The 15,209-nt window shown below is 64.0% G+C and carries 15 protein-coding genes; 7 read left to right on the top strand and 8 right to left on the bottom strand.

The genetic code is table 11. From position 1 onward, the window contains the following. Positions 1 to 329: 329 nt before the first annotated feature. The gene (locus V5F23_RS15225) at positions 330 to 683 is read right to left on the bottom strand and encodes a hypothetical protein (RefSeq protein WP_042732099.1); all 354 of its coding nucleotides are present in this window, start codon (positions 681 to 683) and stop codon (positions 330 to 332) included. Positions 684 to 1,148: 465 nt separating this feature from the next. Here V5F23_RS15225 and V5F23_RS15220 point away from each other — a divergent pair, with 465 nt between their 5' ends. Further along, positions 1,149 to 6,017: an NAD-glutamate dehydrogenase gene (locus V5F23_RS15220; protein WP_042732100.1), complete on the top strand. Its 4,869-nt coding sequence runs from the start codon at positions 1,149 to 1,151 to the stop codon at positions 6,015 to 6,017. A 302-nt stretch (positions 6,018 to 6,319) separates the two neighbouring features. Here V5F23_RS15220 and V5F23_RS15215 read toward each other — a convergent pair whose 3' ends face one another. The 3 genes from V5F23_RS15215 to V5F23_RS15205 all read right to left on the bottom strand — a co-directional run bounded on the left by V5F23_RS15215 (position 6,320) and on the right by V5F23_RS15205 (position 8,825). After that, positions 6,320 to 6,724: a cupin domain-containing protein gene (locus tag V5F23_RS15215; RefSeq protein ID WP_212802642.1), complete on the bottom strand. Its 405-nt coding sequence runs from the start codon at positions 6,722 to 6,724 to the stop codon at positions 6,320 to 6,322. 250 nt (positions 6,725 to 6,974) lie between these two features. After that, a complete protein-coding gene (locus V5F23_RS15210) occupies positions 6,975 to 7,268 on the bottom strand; it encodes a putative quinol monooxygenase (protein WP_047737828.1) in 294 nt (97 codons plus the stop codon). A gap of 123 nt (positions 7,269 to 7,391) precedes the next feature. After that, the gene (locus V5F23_RS15205; RefSeq protein ID WP_042732046.1) at positions 7,392 to 8,825 is read right to left on the bottom strand and encodes a PLP-dependent aminotransferase family protein; all 1,434 of its coding nucleotides are present in this window, start codon (positions 8,823 to 8,825) and stop codon (positions 7,392 to 7,394) included. 203 nt (positions 8,826 to 9,028) lie between these two features. Between V5F23_RS15205 and V5F23_RS15200 the strand changes: the two genes are divergently transcribed. Further along, positions 9,029 to 9,469 (top strand): carboxymuconolactone decarboxylase family protein, encoded by a 441-nt coding sequence (locus V5F23_RS15200; protein WP_212802641.1) that lies wholly within the window; start codon positions 9,029 to 9,031, stop codon positions 9,467 to 9,469. Between the two features lie 50 nt (positions 9,470 to 9,519). Here the strand turns inward: V5F23_RS15200 and V5F23_RS15195 are convergent, their stop codons facing one another. Beyond that, positions 9,520 to 9,861 (bottom strand): hypothetical protein, encoded by a 342-nt coding sequence (locus tag V5F23_RS15195; protein WP_042732044.1) that lies wholly within the window; start codon positions 9,859 to 9,861, stop codon positions 9,520 to 9,522. 206 nt (positions 9,862 to 10,067) lie between these two features. Between V5F23_RS15195 and V5F23_RS15190 the strand changes: the two genes are divergently transcribed. The 3 genes from V5F23_RS15190 to V5F23_RS15180 are packed head-to-tail and all read left to right on the top strand — an operon-like array spanning position 10,068 to position 12,221. Beyond that, positions 10,068 to 10,700 carry a secretin and TonB N-terminal domain-containing protein gene (locus tag V5F23_RS15190; protein ID WP_042732049.1) on the top strand — a complete coding sequence of 211 codons (633 nt, stop codon included), beginning with the start codon at positions 10,068 to 10,070 and terminating at the stop codon, positions 10,698 to 10,700. Then, positions 10,697 to 11,242 (top strand): sigma-70 family RNA polymerase sigma factor, encoded by a 546-nt coding sequence (locus V5F23_RS15185; RefSeq protein ID WP_042732043.1) that lies wholly within the window; start codon positions 10,697 to 10,699, stop codon positions 11,240 to 11,242. The genes V5F23_RS15190 and V5F23_RS15185 overlap by 4 nt, the downstream gene beginning before the upstream one ends. A gap of 37 nt (positions 11,243 to 11,279) precedes the next feature. Next, complete coding sequence (locus tag V5F23_RS15180; protein ID WP_047739525.1) at positions 11,280 to 12,221, top strand: FecR domain-containing protein; 942 nt, start codon at positions 11,280 to 11,282, stop codon at positions 12,219 to 12,221. A gap of 233 nt (positions 12,222 to 12,454) precedes the next feature. Here V5F23_RS15180 and V5F23_RS15175 read toward each other — a convergent pair whose 3' ends face one another. Together V5F23_RS15175 and gspH are read right to left on the bottom strand one after the other, a co-directional pair. After that, on the bottom strand, positions 12,455 to 13,066 hold the full coding sequence (locus V5F23_RS15175; protein WP_042732042.1) for a type II secretion system protein GspJ: 612 nt from the start codon (positions 13,064 to 13,066) through the stop codon (positions 12,455 to 12,457). Next, positions 13,063 to 13,515 (bottom strand): type II secretion system minor pseudopilin GspH, encoded by a 453-nt coding sequence (gene gspH, locus V5F23_RS15170; protein ID WP_042732041.1) that lies wholly within the window; start codon positions 13,513 to 13,515, stop codon positions 13,063 to 13,065. Before gspH ends, V5F23_RS15175 begins: the two co-directional genes overlap by 4 nt. 116 nt (positions 13,516 to 13,631) lie before the next feature. Here gspH and V5F23_RS15165 point away from each other — a divergent pair, with 116 nt between their 5' ends. Then, positions 13,632 to 14,063: a type II secretion system protein N gene (locus V5F23_RS15165; protein ID WP_042732040.1), complete on the top strand. Its 432-nt coding sequence runs from the start codon at positions 13,632 to 13,634 to the stop codon at positions 14,061 to 14,063. Between the two features lie 163 nt (positions 14,064 to 14,226). On the opposite strand, the gene gspI is transcribed toward V5F23_RS15165, so the two are convergent. Further along, positions 14,227 to 14,607 (bottom strand): type II secretion system minor pseudopilin GspI, encoded by a 381-nt coding sequence (gene gspI, locus V5F23_RS15160; protein WP_123579138.1) that lies wholly within the window; start codon positions 14,605 to 14,607, stop codon positions 14,227 to 14,229. A 147-nt stretch (positions 14,608 to 14,754) separates the two neighbouring features. Between gspI and gspG the strand changes: the two genes are divergently transcribed. Further along, positions 14,755 to 15,204: a type II secretion system major pseudopilin GspG gene (gspG, locus tag V5F23_RS15155; RefSeq protein WP_042732916.1), complete on the top strand. Its 450-nt coding sequence runs from the start codon at positions 14,755 to 14,757 to the stop codon at positions 15,202 to 15,204. The last annotated feature ends 5 nt before the right edge of the window (positions 15,205 to 15,209 follow it).

Below are 15,209 nucleotides of genomic sequence, written 5' to 3'. Positions count from 1 at the left end.
GGTTGTAAACCTGCCTGTTGGAGTTATTAGCGGCTCTGAAACCGGTTTCAGGAAACCTCAGAACCCGATGGGTCGTCAAGGGCATTGTGCGAGAGGGGCGACCGGCGGTGTGGGCGTGATCCGGATTCGGGCTTGCCGAAAATTGTTGGAGGTGTCGTGTCGATCCCTGTGGGAGCGGGCTTGCTCGCGAAGGCGGTGGGTCAGTGAAGAAGGTGGTGACTGACCTGACGTCTTCGTGAGCGAGTCCGCTCCCACAATGGCTTGAGGTGCCGTGTCGATCCCCTGTGGGAGCGAGCTTGCTCGCGAAGGCGGCCGTACAAACGCTGAAATCAAACCAGCCTGATGTAAGTCCCCACATCCCTGAGAATGTTCTGCAACGTCAGCTCCACCTCGGCCAGGTCCGCTTCATCGGTGTCATGGGTGATCTCCAGCACATCATCGCCATTGAGTGCATCGGCGTCCGTCGCGGCGATTTCGACTTTCAGCAGGGTCGGGCTGAGAGTGACCTTGACCCCGTCCAGGGTCGACGGTTCGCCATCCAGGGCGATCTCCAGGCTGTCTTCGTCGGGGTAGCGGGTCATCAGGAACATGTCGCCTTGAGTGCTGTGGCAGCAGAGCATGGCCATGTTGTCTTCTTCGTCGTCGCACGGGTTGGCGATCAGAAGGGCGGTGGTCATTTGCATGGTGATGGCTCCTGGCTCAATGAGCCCTGCGGGTGCAAAAGGAGGAGTTTGCCAGCCTCGATGATTTTCTGCAGGGTTACTGCTAACCGGCGCACAACCTGCATGGGATTTCATGCCCCGGGGTGCCGTTTGGCCCTCGGGCTGCTAGGGTTGTTCAGGACGTCTGTGCCAGACAGCTAGCCGATGACCGAATATGTCGCAGCGCTGCAAGCAGGCACCTGATCGCACTCGTTAAGCTGCGCAACGGATGTGCTCCTGCAAAGGCCGCCCCCAGGGTGTTTTTTGCAGGTGTTCATTACATGGAAATTACATGGAAAAGGAATGTGACCTGCGGGTCCCGTCCAGCTTCACCCACCTGTCATCCTGTTTCCTCTGCCCGAGAATCAGGAACGGGATGGCCGACGGCCCCGAAAGGGGCTGCACGCGACGCTTCCATCAATAACAAGCCCAAGCGGAGTACCACAGATGGCGTTCTTCACCGCAGCCAGCAAAGCCGACTTCCAGCACCAACTGCAAGCGGCACTGGCGCAGCACATCAGTGAACAGGCACTGCCACAAGTGGCGCTGTTCGCTGAACAATTCTTCGGCATCATTTCCCTCGATGAACTCACCCAACGCCGGTTGTCCGACCTCGCCGGCTGCACCCTGTCTGCCTGGCGCCTGCTTGAGCGCTTCGACCACGCGCAACCGCAGGTGCGTGTCTACAACCCCGACTACGAACGCCACGGCTGGCAGTCGACGCACACGGCAGTGGAAGTGCTGCACCACGACCTGCCATTCCTGGTGGATTCGGTGCGCACCGAACTGAACCGTCGCGGCTACAGCATCCATACCCTGCAAACCACCGTCCTGAGCGTGCGTCGCGGCAGCAAGGGCGAGTTGCTGGAAATCCTGCCCAAGGGCACCCAGGGCGACGGCATCCTGCAAGAGTCGTTGATGTACCTGGAAATCGACCGCTGCGCCAACGCCACCGAACTCAGTGTCCTGACCAAGGAACTCGAGCAAGTGCTGGGCGAAGTGCGCGTGGCGGTGGCCGATTTCGAGCCGATGAAGGCCAAGGTCCAGGAAATCCTGGCGGGCCTGGACGACAGCGCCCACGTCATCGATGCCGACGAAAAGAGCGAGATCAAGAGCTTCCTGGAATGGCTGGTGGGCAACCACTTCACGTTCCTCGGCTATGAAGAGTTCGTGGTGCGTGAAGACGCCGATGGCGGCCACATCGAGTACAACCCCGAGTCCTTCCTGGGCCTGACCAAGCTGCTGCGCGCTGGCCTCACCGCCGATGACCTGCGCATCGAAGACTACGCCGTCAATTACCTGCGCGAACCAACCCTGCTGTCGTTCGCCAAGGCCGCGCACCCGAGCCGCGTGCACCGTCCGGCGTACCCGGACTACGTGTCGATCCGTGAAATCGACGCCAACGGCAAGGTCATCAAGGAATGCCGCTTCATGGGCCTGTACACCTCCTCGGTGTACGGCGAAAGTGTCCGGGTCATCCCGTACATCCGGCGCAAGGTCGAGGAAATCGAGCGTCGCTCGGGCTTCCAGGCCAAGGCGCACCTGGGCAAGGAACTGGCCCAGGTGGTCGAAGTGCTGCCCCGTGACGACCTGTTCCAGACCCCGGTCGACGAATTGTTCAGCACCGTGATGTCCATCGTGCAGATCCAGGAACGCAACAAGATCCGCGTGTTCCTGCGCAAAGACCCGTATGGGCGTTTCTGCTACTGCCTGGCCTACGTGCCACGGGACATCTATTCCACCGAAGTGCGGCAGAAGATCCAGCAGGTGCTGATGGACCGCCTGAAGGCCACGGACTGCGAGTTCTGGACGTTCTTCTCCGAATCCGTCCTGGCGCGCGTGCAACTGATCTTGCGAGTGGACCCGAAGAACCGGATCGACATCGACCCGCTGCTGCTGGAAAAAGAAGTGGTCCAGGCCTGCCGCAGCTGGAAGGACGACTACGCCAGCCTGGTGATCGAGAGCTTCGGCGAAGCCCAGGGCACCAATGTACTGGCCGACTTCCCCAAAGGCTTCCCGGCCGGCTACCGCGAGCGCTTCGCCGCGCACTCGGCCGTGGTCGACATGCAACACCTGCTGAGCCTGAATGAAAAGAACCCGCTGGTGATGAGCTTCTACCAGCCGCTGGGCCAGGTTTCCGGCCAGCGTGAGCTGCACTGCAAGCTGTATCACGCCGACACGCCGCTGGCGTTGTCCGACGTCCTGCCGATCCTGGAAAACCTCGGCCTGCGGGTGCTGGGTGAATTCCCGTACCGCCTGCGCCACACCAATGGCCGCGAGTTCTGGATCCATGATTTCGCGTTCACCGCCGCCGAAGGCCTGGACCTGGATATCCAGCAGCTCAACGACACGTTGCAGGATGCGTTCGTGCACATCGTGCGCGGTGATGCCGAAAACGACGCGTTCAACCGCCTGGTGCTGACCGCCGGCCTGCCATGGCGCGACGTGGCGCTGCTGCGTGCCTATGCCCGTTACCTGAAGCAGATCCGCCTGGGCTTCGATTTGGGCTACATCGCCAGCACCCTGAACAACCACACCGACATCGCCCGCGAGTTGACCCGGTTGTTCAAGACCCGCTTCTACCTGGCGCGCAAACTCAGCGCCGAGGACCTGGAAGACAAGCAGCTGCGCCTGGAACAGGCGATCCTCACGGCGCTGGACGACGTCCAGGTGCTCAACGAAGACCGCATCCTGCGTCGCTACCTGGACCTGATCAAGGCCACACTGCGGACCAACTTCTACCAGACCGACGCCAACGGCCAGAACAAGTCCTACTTCAGCTTCAAGTTCAACCCGCACCTGATCCCCGAACTGCCCAAGCCGGTGCCCAAGTTCGAGATCTTCGTCTACTCGCCGCGGGTCGAAGGCGTGCACCTGCGCTTCGGCAACGTTGCCCGTGGCGGTCTGCGCTGGTCCGATCGTGAAGAAGACTACCGCACCGAAGTGCTCGGCCTGGTGAAGGCCCAGCAAGTGAAGAACTCGGTGATCGTGCCGGTCGGCGCCAAGGGCGGGTTCCTGCCGCGTCGCCTGCCGCTGGGTGGCAGCCGCGACGAGATCGCGGCCGAGGGCATCGCCTGCTACCGCATTTTCATCTCGGGCCTGTTGGACATCACCGACAACCTCAAGGACGGCGCCCTGGTGCCGCCGGCCAACGTCGTGCGCCATGACGACGATGACCCGTACTTGGTGGTGGCGGCCGACAAGGGCACCGCGACCTTCTCCGACATCGCCAACGGCATCGCCATCGACTACGGCTTCTGGCTGGGCGATGCCTTTGCTTCCGGTGGCTCGGCCGGTTACGACCACAAGAAAATGGGTATCACCGCCAAGGGCGCGTGGGTTGGCGTGCAGCGCCACTTCCGCGAGCGCGGCATCAATGTCCAGCAAGACAGCATCACCGTGGTGGGCGTCGGCGACATGGCCGGCGACGTGTTCGGCAACGGCTTGCTGATGTCCGACAAGCTGCAACTGGTGGCCGCGTTCAACCACCTGCACATCTTCATCGACCCGAACCCGGAACCGGCCAGCAGCTTCGCCGAGCGCAAGCGCCTGTTCGACCTGCCGCGTTCGGCCTGGACCGACTACGACACCAGCATCATGTCCGAAGGCGGCGGTATCTTCTCGCGCAGCGCGAAGAGCATCGCCATCTCGCCACAGATGAAAGAGCGCTTCGACATCAGCGCCGACAAACTGACCCCGACCGAACTGCTGAACGCCTTGCTCAAGGCACCGGTGGACCTGTTGTGGAACGGCGGTATCGGCACCTACGTCAAGGCCAGCACCGAAAGCCACGCCGACGTCGGCGACAAGGCCAACGATGCGTTGCGCGTGAACGGCAACGAGCTGCGCTGCAAGGTCGTGGGCGAGGGCGGTAACCTGGGCATGACCCAACTGGGTCGCGTCGAGTTCGGCCTGCATGGCGGCGCCACCAACACCGACTTCATCGACAACGCCGGTGGCGTGGACTGCTCCGACCACGAAGTGAACATCAAGATCCTGCTCAACGAAGTGGTGCAGGCTGGCGACATGACCGATAAGCAACGCAACCAGTTGCTGGCGAGCATGACCGACGAAGTCGGCGGCCTGGTGTTGGGCAACAACTACAAGCAGACCCAGGCGCTGTCCCTGGCGGCCCGCCGTGCATTCGTGCGGATCGCCGAATACAAACGCCTGATGAACGACCTGGAAGCGCGGGGCAAGCTGGACCGTGCCATCGAGTTCCTGCCTACCGAAGAGCAATTGGCCGAACGCGTTGCGGCAGGCCATGGCCTGACCCGTGCCGAACTGTCGGTGCTGATCTCCTACAGCAAGATCGACCTCAAGGAAGCGCTGCTCAACTCCCTGGTCCCGGATGACGACTACCTGACCCGTGACATGGAAACCGCGTTCCCGCCAACGCTGGTGAGCAAGTTCTCCGAGGCCATGCGCCGCCATCGCCTGAAGCGCGAGATCGTCAGCACCCAGATCGCCAACGACCTGGTCAACCACATGGGTATCACCTTCGTTCAACGGCTCAAGGAGTCCACGGGCATGAGCCCGGCGAACGTGGCGGGTGCCTACGTGATCGTGCGTGACATCTTCCATCTCCCGCACTGGTTCCGTCAGATCGAGGCCCTGGACCACCAGGTTTCCGCCGACGTGCAACTGGAGCTGATGGATGAGCTGATGCGCCTGGGCCGCCGCGCCACTCGCTGGTTCCTGCGCAGCCGCCGCAACGAGCAGAACGCCGCCCGCGACGTCGCTCACTTCGGTCCGCACCTGGCGGCGCTGGGCCTCAAGCTCGACGAACTGCTGGAAGGTCCGACCCGCGAAGGTTGGCAGACCCGCTACCAGGCCTACGTGGCCGCCGGTGTGCCGGAGTTGCTGGCGCGCATGGTTGCAGGCACCACCCACCTGTACACCTTGCTGCCGATCATCGAGGCATCGGACGTCACCGGCCAGAACGCCGCGGACGTGGCCAAGGCCTACTTCGCCGTGGGCAGTGCCCTGGACGTCACCTGGTACCTGCAACAGATCAGCGCATTGCCGGTGGAAAACAACTGGCAGGCCCTGGCCCGCGAGGCGTTCCGCGATGATGTCGACTGGCAGCAACGGGCGATCACCATCTCGGTCCTGCAAGAGGGCGACGGTAGCCAGGACGTGGAAACCCGCCTGGCCCTGTGGCTGGAGCAGCACCAGGACATGGTCGAGCGCTGGCGCGCGATGCTGGTAGACATCCGTGCCGCCAGCGGCACCGACTACGCCATGTACGCAGTCGCCAACCGCGAACTGCTGGACCTGGCGCTAGCAGGTCAGACGGTCGTGACGGCCAACTGATCCGGCGTTGAAATGAAAAAACCCGCATCGAGAGATGCGGGTTTTTTTTCGCCCCGTTCGGACCGGAATCCACCAAACAGCACTGTGGGAGCGGGCTTGCCCGCGAAGGCGGTGGGTCAGTCAACCTCTTCATCACCTGACGCACTGCATTCGCGAGCAAGCTCGCTCCCACACGGGGATCCGTGGCGAACACACCCCTCGAGCCCACCAAACAGCACTGTGGGAGCGGGCTTGCCCGCGAAAGCGGTGGGCCAGTCAACCTCTTCATCAGCTGAGCCACTGCACTCGCGAGCAAGCCCGTGTCAGTTCTTCAGGGGAATCAACACCGCTTCTTTCTCGCCCAACACCATGAACACCAGCAGCTTCGCCGGTTCGGTGGTGCTGGCATTCTTCGACACCAGGTGCTCGGAGCCTGCGGCTTCATACCAGAACTCCCCGGCCTTGTAGGTCACGGCCGGCTCACCTTTGACCTGGGAGGTGATGGCGCCTTCGAGTACATAGGCCATCGCCGTGCCCTCATGCTTATGGGCGATGGAGGATTGGCCCGGGGCGTAGTCCACGGTCAGCATCATGGCTTTTTTGCCGGGCAGGTTTTTCAGCGCTTTTTCCTGCAACACATTGACCTTTTCCGAAGGGGCCGCGTCGTGGGCGAGCACTGGGGTAACGGGCAGCAAGCTGAGGGCGGCGATCAGGTAGAGGGCTTTCATGGCGGTAGGACCTTTTGGTTGAGTGGTTCTCGATGAACCCACCCTAAGCCCCATGTCCTGGCAAACAAACGTCCAATCTTTCGGAAGGTGGGTAGACCAATCGAGATCTACCCATACGCAATTGGCGAGCCCCGAACCTGTGGCGAGGGAGCTTGCTCCCGCTTGAGTGCGAAGCGCTCATAAAAGGGGCTGCTGCGCAACCCAGCGGGAGCAAGCTCCCTCGCCACGGGTTTGTGTGCACGACGCGGCATCAGACGATCGGAAAGCTGTTGAAGTCCACGCTGCGCGCCAGGCGGTTGTCGATCAGGCTGATGAAGCCCTGTACCTCGGGACAGTTGAAGTGGGCCTGCATGGCCGCTTCCGACTGCCAGCGGCCGCTGACGCTCCAACGGTCGCCGTCTTCCGGGCAACGGTCGACCAGGTAGGCATCGCAGCCCGGCAGAGCCCGCAGGGTTTCGACGATCTGCTGCAACTGCCGGCCCAGTTCCTCCGAACGCCCGGCGGCGGCCTGCACTTCTACGGTATTGATCACGTGGCGAGACATTGTTCGGGCTCCTGAATCAAGTCGGACGGATGTTACTCAACCCTTGATGACACCCGTGCAGGATAAGCCCGTCGGGTCCATGCTCAAACAGCCAATGGGCCGATAAATCCCCAGTCCAATGGCTCAGGCGACTTGCTGCAAGATGTCGCGCAGACGGTCCAGGGCGATGTCGATGTCCAGGGTCTCGATGGCGCCAAAGCCAAAGAACAGGCCCGGTCGTACCGGCGTTTCATTGAAGAAGCCTTCGAGGCTGTACAGCCCGATCTCGGCTTTTTTCGCCAGTTCGATCACCAGCGCCAGGTCGATCGGCACCTTGCACAACACCGCCATGTGGAAGCCGGCCGTGGTGGGCACGGCGTCGAACCACGGCGACAGATCCCCGGCCATGCGCGCCAGCAGGCGCTCGCGTCGACCGGCGTACAGCGTGTGGCAGCGGCGGATGTGCTTGAGCAAGCAACCCTCGGCGATGAACTTGGCCAGTGCCCATTGCGGCAGGGTGGAGGTGTGCTGGTCGGTGAGGCGCTTGGCCAGGATCACCGCTTCGAGGATCGCCGGCGGCAGGATGGCGTAGCCAAGGCGAAGTTCGGGTAGCAACGTCTTGGAGAACGTGCCGACATACGCCACGATCCCGCGCTCGTCCATGCTCTGCAGCGAATCGGCGGGCCGGCCTTCGTAGCGGAACTCGCTGTCGTAATCGTCTTCGATGATGATTGCCCCCAGTTCGTAGGCCCGGGCCAGCAAGGCTTCGCGGCGGGCCTGGCTCATGGGCATCCCCAGGGGAAACTGATGGGACGGCGTGACATAGATCAGCCGTGTGCCGTCAGGAATCAGGTCCACGCGCATGCCTTGCTCGTCGACCGGCACCCCGGTCACCGTCGCGCCCTGGGAACCGAACAGCAAGCGTGCCGGCGGATAGCCCGGATCTTCCATGGCCACCAGGCTGCCGGGGCGGGTCAACACTCGCGAGATCAGGTCCAGGGCCTGCTGCGCGCCGTTGCACACCACCACGTCATCGTCCTGGCAATTGACCCCGCGAGAAAACGCGATGTGCCGGGCAATGGCGTTGCGCAGCGCCGGCAGGCCTTCGGGCTGGCTATAGAAACCCTTGGCGCTGGCGATCTGGCGCAGTGCATGGGCGGTGCAGCGGCGCCAGTCGTCCAGGGGGAACTGGCCCTTGCCGGTGGCGCCGCCGATGAAGTCGTAGCGCAGGGCGCCTTCCAGGGTCGGATGGCGCATCAGGTCCGGCATGGTGCGCCAGGCCTCGACCACCTCGGCGCCGGCCAGTTCGCGGTGGCTTTGCTTGCGCACGATCCGGGCCGGTCGCGCATTGACGTAGGTGCCCTTGCCGATGATGCCGGTGAGGAAGTTTTCGTAGGTCAGCTGCGCGTAGGTGTCGGAAACGGTCTTGCGGGAAATGCCCAGTTGCTCGGCCAGCAGGCGGCTGGGCGGCAACTGCGTGCCGGCGGCCAGGCGACCGCCTTCGATGGCGCTGCGCAGTTGTTGATACAGCTGGCCCGCCAGGTCCTTGCGGCCGTTGATGACAACATGAAGTTCCATACCCGCAGGCTCCTGGGCGATTGCTGGCGGCCAGCGTCAAAGGCGCAAGATTACCCGCATTGTGCCGCTGCTTTGAAGTTGCGTGGAGAAAATCCCGCCGATTGGCCTGCTGCGTGCTGGTCCCGGATTTTTCGACGAATTGGACCTGTCGCCGAACGCCCCCAGGGCCTACCGTAAAGGCTTCAATCGCCACGGAGCCCGCCATGAGCCCGCGTCTGGATTACTACAGTGCCTCCCCGGGGGCAATGAAAGCCATGATCGGCCTGGAAGCCATGACCAGTCGCCTGAGTATCGAGCCGGCGCTGCTGCACCTGGTCAAGATCCGCGCCTCGCAACTCAACGGCTGCGCCTTCTGCACCGACATGCATTCGGTGGAGGCGCGCCGCCTGGGCGAAACCGAGCGGCGTCTGTATGCCGTAGCGGTATGGCGTGACAGCGGTTTCTTCACTCCCCGCGAACATGCCGCCCTGGCCTGGACCGAAGCGGTCACGCGGCTGGTCCGAAGCCAGGTGCCGGACGAGGTCTACGCCCTGGCCCGCGGCTGCTTCAGCGAGGAAGAGTTGGTAGACCTGACCCTGGCGATCAGCACCATCAGCAGCTGGAACCGCCTAGCGGTGAGTTTTCGCCAGCGTCCGGGCGGTTGATGACCTGCCAACTCATGTCTGGATGCCATCCTGTGGCGAGGGCAGCATCGTCACTTGGGCAACGGTGAGTTGTTCGGCGCAGCAGGGGGGCGCTGCGGTTTCACCGAGTTGCCAAACGCATTGCCCATACGCACCCCGGTGGCTGCCGGGGTGACCAGGCCGAGGCTATTCGGCGCGCGTTCGTTGACGGGTACGTCCAGCGCTTCCCGGGCCCGTTGCGCGGTAGCCGCCGCTTGCGGGTCATTGCCCATCTGCCGGCTCAGGCAGTTGTAGTCCGGGGTCTTGTAGCCGCCGACCGTCACCTCGATACACGCCGGCGCCTCTTCCGCCTGGGCCCAGGGCAGGGCCAGCAGCAGACCGAGGCCTGCTGTCATGCGCATCCACTGTTTCATCACCGACCTCCTGGCCCGTCCCAGGGGGACGGTGCGTTGTCAGGGCATCAGTCTAGTGCGCTGCTGGGGATTTGTATCAGATGTCATACGACATTCATAAACACCCCTCAGGATGACGGTTTTCAACGGATACGTCAGTCGTGCAGCAGGGCAGAGCCGGGGGCGGGGGCAGACGTGGTTTGACCTGGGCGCCCTTGGGCTGGCTGGTGGTGTCGTGGTGCCTGTTGACCGGGCCTGTCCAGGCGGCGAGCCTGGTGGACCTGGACATCGCGCCCCAGGCGCTGACCACGGCGCTGGAGCAATTCAGCCGCGCGACGGGCATGGCGGTGCTGGTGGACCATCAGCTGTCGAGCCAACGCCAGACGCTGGGCGTCCAGGGGCGGTTCACACCCGCCGACGGGTTGAGAGTGCTGCTCAGCGGGACCGGGCTGGCGGCGCATTACGCCCGGGCGGACGCGTTCACGTTGCAGCCGGTGCAGGTCCGCGACGTGGCGCTGCCTGCCGGTGTCACGCCGGGCCTGAGCGACAGCAACTACGCCGCCGCGATCCAGACGGTGATCCAACGCAACCTGTGTCGCTCGCCGTTGACCCAACCGGGCAGCTTTCGGGCGGTGTTGCAGATCTGGATCGGCCGTGACGGGGTGGTCCAGCACAGTCGCCTGGTCAGTTCCACGGGTGATCTGCTGCGGGACAAGGCGTTGGTCAACAGCTTGCAAAACCTCAGGATCGACCGCCCGGCGCCCAGTTCGCTGCGCCAGCCGGTGACCCTGCTCTTGTTACCCGACTCATCAGGAAGAAGCATGGAATGCACAGCAGGGGAAGGGGTGTCCGGGCGATGAAAGAGATCGGCCGCAGCCCATTGGTGAAGCTGTTCCTCACCTCGTATGAGGATTTCAAGGTACGCCTGCGTCGGCGCCTGGGTTCCGAGGAACTGGCCAATGATGTGCTGCATGAAACCTACCTGCGGGTCGATCGCATGGTCGACACCCAGGAGATCGCCCAGCCCAACGCCTATTTGTACCGCATGGCCCTGAACATCGCGGCCGACCGCCGCCAGGCCGATGCCCGGCTGCTCACCGGCGATGAAGTCGAGGAGTTGCTGCAGGTCTCGGATGAAGCGCAGGACCCGGCCCGGGTGGTGGGCGGGCAGAAGGAGTTGCAGATCCTGCTCAAGGCCTTGTACGAGCTGCCGGCGCGGCGGCGCAGGATCTTCATTGCCGCGCGCCTGGAAGAAGCACCGCACCTGGAAATCTCCCAGCGTTTCGGCATTTCCACGCGCATGGTGGAAAAGGAAGTCAAGGCTGCGCTGGGGCATTGCGCCCTGCGTCTGGAAAGAAAAGTCATTCAGCGGTTCGGTCCCGGCGCGGGAAAACCGTCTTGAGAGTAGAGACCCGACCCATTCGCGAGTGTGTTTGCGCTTGAATATCTTCAGCATCACTTCCCCTGACGCCACGCCCCGGGCCCGGTTGGCCGGCGAGGCCCGAGACTGGTTGATCCTGCTCACCTCGGGGCGCGCCACCGTGGCCGATGCCCGGGCCCTGCGCCAATGGTGCGGGCAGAGCCCCGAACACGCGCAAGCGTTCGAGGAGGCCAAGGCGCTGTGGCACGGTTTACAACCGGCGGTCGCGGCATTGCAGGCGCCGCGGCATTTCGGCCGACGGGCCTTGCTCGGGGGTGCGATTGCGGCGTCGGCCGGTTTCCTGTTGATCCGGGCGACGGTGCCGGGTGGCGTGTCCGGCCTGGGCGCCGACTATGTGACCGATGTCGGCGAGCAGCGCCGGGTGGAGCTGGCCGACGGCGTCAGCCTGGAACTGAACACCCAGACGCGCCTCAGCCGCCGTGCCCTGAACGATGGCGGGGCCGGCCTGGAGTTGCTCGGCGGCGAGATTGAAGTGCTGGGGCGCAGCACCCAGGCCGTCAGCGTCCAGGCCGGAGCCGGCTGGATCAGCGCCGCCAAAGCGCGCTTCAACGTTCGCTACACCGATCAGCGGGTCTGTGCGACCTGCCTTGAAGGCATCGTCCAGGTCGAGGTGCGGGGCCAGCGTTTTCGCCTGGAACCGGGCATGCAGTTGACCTACGACACCGCGCGGGTCGGCACGCCCCAGCAGGCCGACGTTTCGGCGGCCATTGCCTGGCGCGACCAGGTGCTGGTGTTCAACGACGCGACCCTGGCCAGCGTCATCGATGAAATCAACCGCTACCGCCCTGGCATGTTGCTGCTGCTCAATCGCGAACTGGGCTTGCGCAAGGTCCAGGCGCGGTTCCGCCTCGACCAACTGGCGGGCGTGGCGCTGCTGATCCGCGATGCCTATGGGGCAAAATGCACCGAGCTGCCGGGCGGTGTGGTGGTCCTGAGTTGAGCCTGGCGGTGCCTGGGCGGGCCCCTTCGCGGGCAAGCCCGCTCCCACAGCGTTCGCCGTGGAGCATTTGTGGGAGCCTGCTCGCGAAGACGGCATGACTCTCGCGGCCAAACCTCAATCCCCTGTGTGAGCGGGCTTGCCCGCGAAGGCGGCCTGACAGCCGACCTAACGTCTGCGGTTGCACTGGATGCAGCTGTGGGGCATTGATCCTGCTGCCATTGAATGACTTCGCCTTACTCCAACGGCCCTAACACCTGTCGATACCGTTCAGTGCCTTGGGGCGTCTCGCGGGTCAGGCTGATTTCGATGCCGGATGGGTTCTCCTGGCGGTTACCGCTGAGCTTGCGCCAGCCTTTGTCCTTGTCCCAGTAGCGCAGTCCCGCCGAACTGACTTCATTGAGCACGGCGACTCCGTCACCCGGCGCGGGCAGCGGATAGCGGTCGCGTGCCGGGCCTTGGGCGCGGTAGAGCGTGTTGCCCTTTAGCCACCAGCGCACCCGTTGCAGCGCGCCGTCCCGGGCGGCGGCCACGCGGATCACATCCAGGCGAAAGCCCTGGCCGTCGGTGCTGCGCACGGTGAGGGCGGGTGGAGCGGTCGAGGGTTCGTCGTCGATGCCGGGCTTGAGCGGCTCGCTCAACTCGATGCTGGCGCGCAGGGCCACGTCGCGCTCCAACTGATTCAACGCCCGCAGCAAGGCCTCGGTCTGCTCGGTACTGGCCTGCAAATGGCTGTCGGCCCGGGTCACGCTGTCCAGCCCGCGCCAGGCGATCAGGCTGACCACCGCCATCAGCAGAATCGCCACCATGACTTCCAGCAGGGTGAAACCTGTTTGCCGAGCGTTCATTGGATCTGCACCCGCCCGGCGGCATTGCGTTGCACGCTCAGGCTGTTCTGGCCATCCGAGAGGCGGATCTGCAACGGCTCGCCGAGCCACTCGGCGTTGAGCACCACCCGTTGCCTGGGCTCCACGCGAACGTCCATCGACGGGCTCTGCCAGCGACGCGGATGCAACTGGGGATCATCCTTGAAGCGATCCAGCGCGGTGTCCTGGTCGCCGCGGCGACTGAAGCTGAAACCCTTGGCGTCCCAGCGCCAGGTGATCGGCCGCCCATCCGTGCGCGCTTCGGTCTGGGCCAGTTGCAGCAACTGCACCAGCCGCTCGGCGTCCTGGCGCAGCACCTTCAGCGGGTCCGGCTTGATGCTCAGGCTCACGGCCGCGCTGGCGATGCCGATGATCACCAGCACCACCATCAATTCGATCAGGGTGAAACCGCGTTGCGTGTCCCGGGCCATCTCGCGCTCCTTTGCGTCGGGACCATCCTGCACGGGCAAGATGATAAGGGTGTGAAATAAAACGGAGAGATTTGCGGGGTACGCTGGGGGTCGGAATTAAAAAGGAGATTCAGGCCATGGCGTTCATCGAACGGGTATCCCCGGCGCATCTCGTCCAGGCGCTGGCGTTGTTGGCGGCGTTGGCTGGGGTGGCGACCTGGTCTTCGCTGTTGCTGACCTCTGCCGAGTCGCGCACGCCGGATGTCGCCCCGCAACGCATGGCCGAGCGTTCGGATAGCCCGGCGCTGCAATGGTTTTCCAACCAGCCGGCGCCGGTGCAGATCAAGGTCAGCGGGGTGATGGCCGGTGCCCATGGCGCTGTGGCGATCCTGAGCCTCAACGAGGGCCCGCCGCGCAGCTTCCTGGTGGGCGAGCGGGTGGCCCAAGGCGTGCGGCTGGTGGCGATCGAGGCGCAAGCGGTGGTGATCGAGCGTGGCAGCGAGCAGACTCGGCTGGCGTTGGCGCAGTTGCCGGATTCGGTGAGTTTGCCGTCTTTTGTTCAGCACTGAATCTGTGCCAAGCCTGTTGTGGCGAGGGGATTTATCCCCGATGGGGTGCGCAGCAGCCCCAAACAGCCGAATGAATCTGCCGGGGGACACCGAGGCGGCAGTAAGAGGGGGGCGCTTCGCACCCCAGCGGGGATAAATCCCCTCGCCACAAATGCATTTGCATTCAACGGACCGTTTCCCGAACAACCAACGTCTCCAGCCGCGCCAGCGGCGGGGCCTCGCGGCTGCGGTCCGACACGCTCAGTTCCACCCGCAACAACCGACCGTCCTGCGCCGTGCGCAAGGTCTGTTCGCAGCGCAGTAACAGGCGCCCCTGATCGCAGTCGAACACCTTCAGGCCGGGTGCCAGCCGGCCTTCCAATTGCAATTGCGCCAGTTGGCTGCGGGCGGCCAGCAGGGCGATGGATTTGTCGCGCAGCAAGCCATTGCCCTGGGTCATCACCGCCGCCACACGCACCGCGGCCGACATGGCCACGGCGATGATCGCCAGGGCCACCAGCACTTCGATCAGGGTGAAGCCGGCGTGCGGGGCGGGGCGGGGCATGGGGTGGGCTCAAGGCAAATGCAGCCCTTGAGGTTAGCCCGCGTTCGTGACCGATTGACGACGCAAGCTCCTGAGCAATTTCAATATCACTGACATATTTTCTTGCAACACTGCGCCTCGTATCGAATCCAGCGAAGGACCGTCGAGATGCAGATCGCCCGTTACAACGCCCGTCCCCAAGGCCCACGCGGGCAGCGGGGCTTCACCCTGATCGAAATCATGGTCGTGGTGGTCATCCTTGGCATCCTGGCGGCCATGGTGGTGCCCAAGGTGCTCGACCGTCCCGACCAGGCCCGGGCAACGGCGGCGAAGCAGGACATTGGCGGGTTGATGCAAGCCTTGAAGCTTTATCGCCTGGACCACGGCAGCTACCCGAGCATGAACCAGGGCCTCAAGGTGCTGGTGGAGAAACCCGCCGACGCCAAGAACGGCACTTGGCGCTCGTACCTGGAACGCCTGCCGAACGACCCCTGGGGCCGTCCCTACAACTACCTCAACCCCGGCGCCAATGGCGAAGTCGACGTGTTCTCCCTGGGCGCCGACGGCCAGCCCGACGGCGACGGCGTGAATGCCGACATTGGCTCCTGGCAGCTCTAAGGACC

Origin of the sequence: Pseudomonas sp. WP18 (genome assembly GCF_036689585.1) — a bacterium.
Classification (GTDB): Bacteria; Pseudomonadota; Gammaproteobacteria; order Pseudomonadales; family Pseudomonadaceae; genus Aquipseudomonas; species Aquipseudomonas chlororaphis_E.
The sequence above is the reverse complement of the archived record's forward strand: the minus strand, read 5'-3'. Positions and strand labels throughout refer to the sequence as shown.

Coding starts and splice junctions, on each gene's coding strand:
- V5F23_RS15215 (WP_212802642.1), bottom strand. CDS start 6,724: ATGAAAGCCCTCTACCTGATCGCCGCCCTCAGCTTGCTGCCCGTTACC.
- V5F23_RS15195 (WP_042732044.1), bottom strand. CDS start 9,861: ATGAAACAGTGGATGCGCATGACAGCAGGCCTCGGTCTGCTGCTGGCC.
- V5F23_RS15165 (WP_042732040.1), top strand. CDS start 13,632: ATGGCGTTCATCGAACGGGTATCCCCGGCGCATCTCGTCCAGGCGCTG.
- V5F23_RS15200 (WP_212802641.1), top strand. CDS start 9,029: ATGAGCCCGCGTCTGGATTACTACAGTGCCTCCCCGGGGGCAATGAAA.
- V5F23_RS15210 (WP_047737828.1), bottom strand. CDS start 7,268: ATGTCTCGCCACGTGATCAATACCGTAGAAGTGCAGGCCGCCGCCGGG.
- gspI (WP_123579138.1), bottom strand. CDS start 14,607: ATGCCCCGCCCCGCCCCGCACGCCGGCTTCACCCTGATCGAAGTGCTG.
- V5F23_RS15220 (WP_042732100.1), top strand. CDS start 1,149: ATGGCGTTCTTCACCGCAGCCAGCAAAGCCGACTTCCAGCACCAACTG.
- V5F23_RS15185 (WP_042732043.1), top strand. CDS start 10,697: ATGAAAGAGATCGGCCGCAGCCCATTGGTGAAGCTGTTCCTCACCTCG.
- V5F23_RS15175 (WP_042732042.1), bottom strand. CDS start 13,066: ATGAACGCTCGGCAAACAGGTTTCACCCTGCTGGAAGTCATGGTGGCG.
- gspG (WP_042732916.1), top strand. CDS start 14,755: ATGCAGATCGCCCGTTACAACGCCCGTCCCCAAGGCCCACGCGGGCAG.
- V5F23_RS15205 (WP_042732046.1), bottom strand. CDS start 8,825: ATGGAACTTCATGTTGTCATCAACGGCCGCAAGGACCTGGCGGGCCAG.
- gspH (WP_042732041.1), bottom strand. CDS start 13,515: ATGGCCCGGGACACGCAACGCGGTTTCACCCTGATCGAATTGATGGTG.
- V5F23_RS15225 (WP_042732099.1), bottom strand. CDS start 683: ATGCAAATGACCACCGCCCTTCTGATCGCCAACCCGTGCGACGACGAA.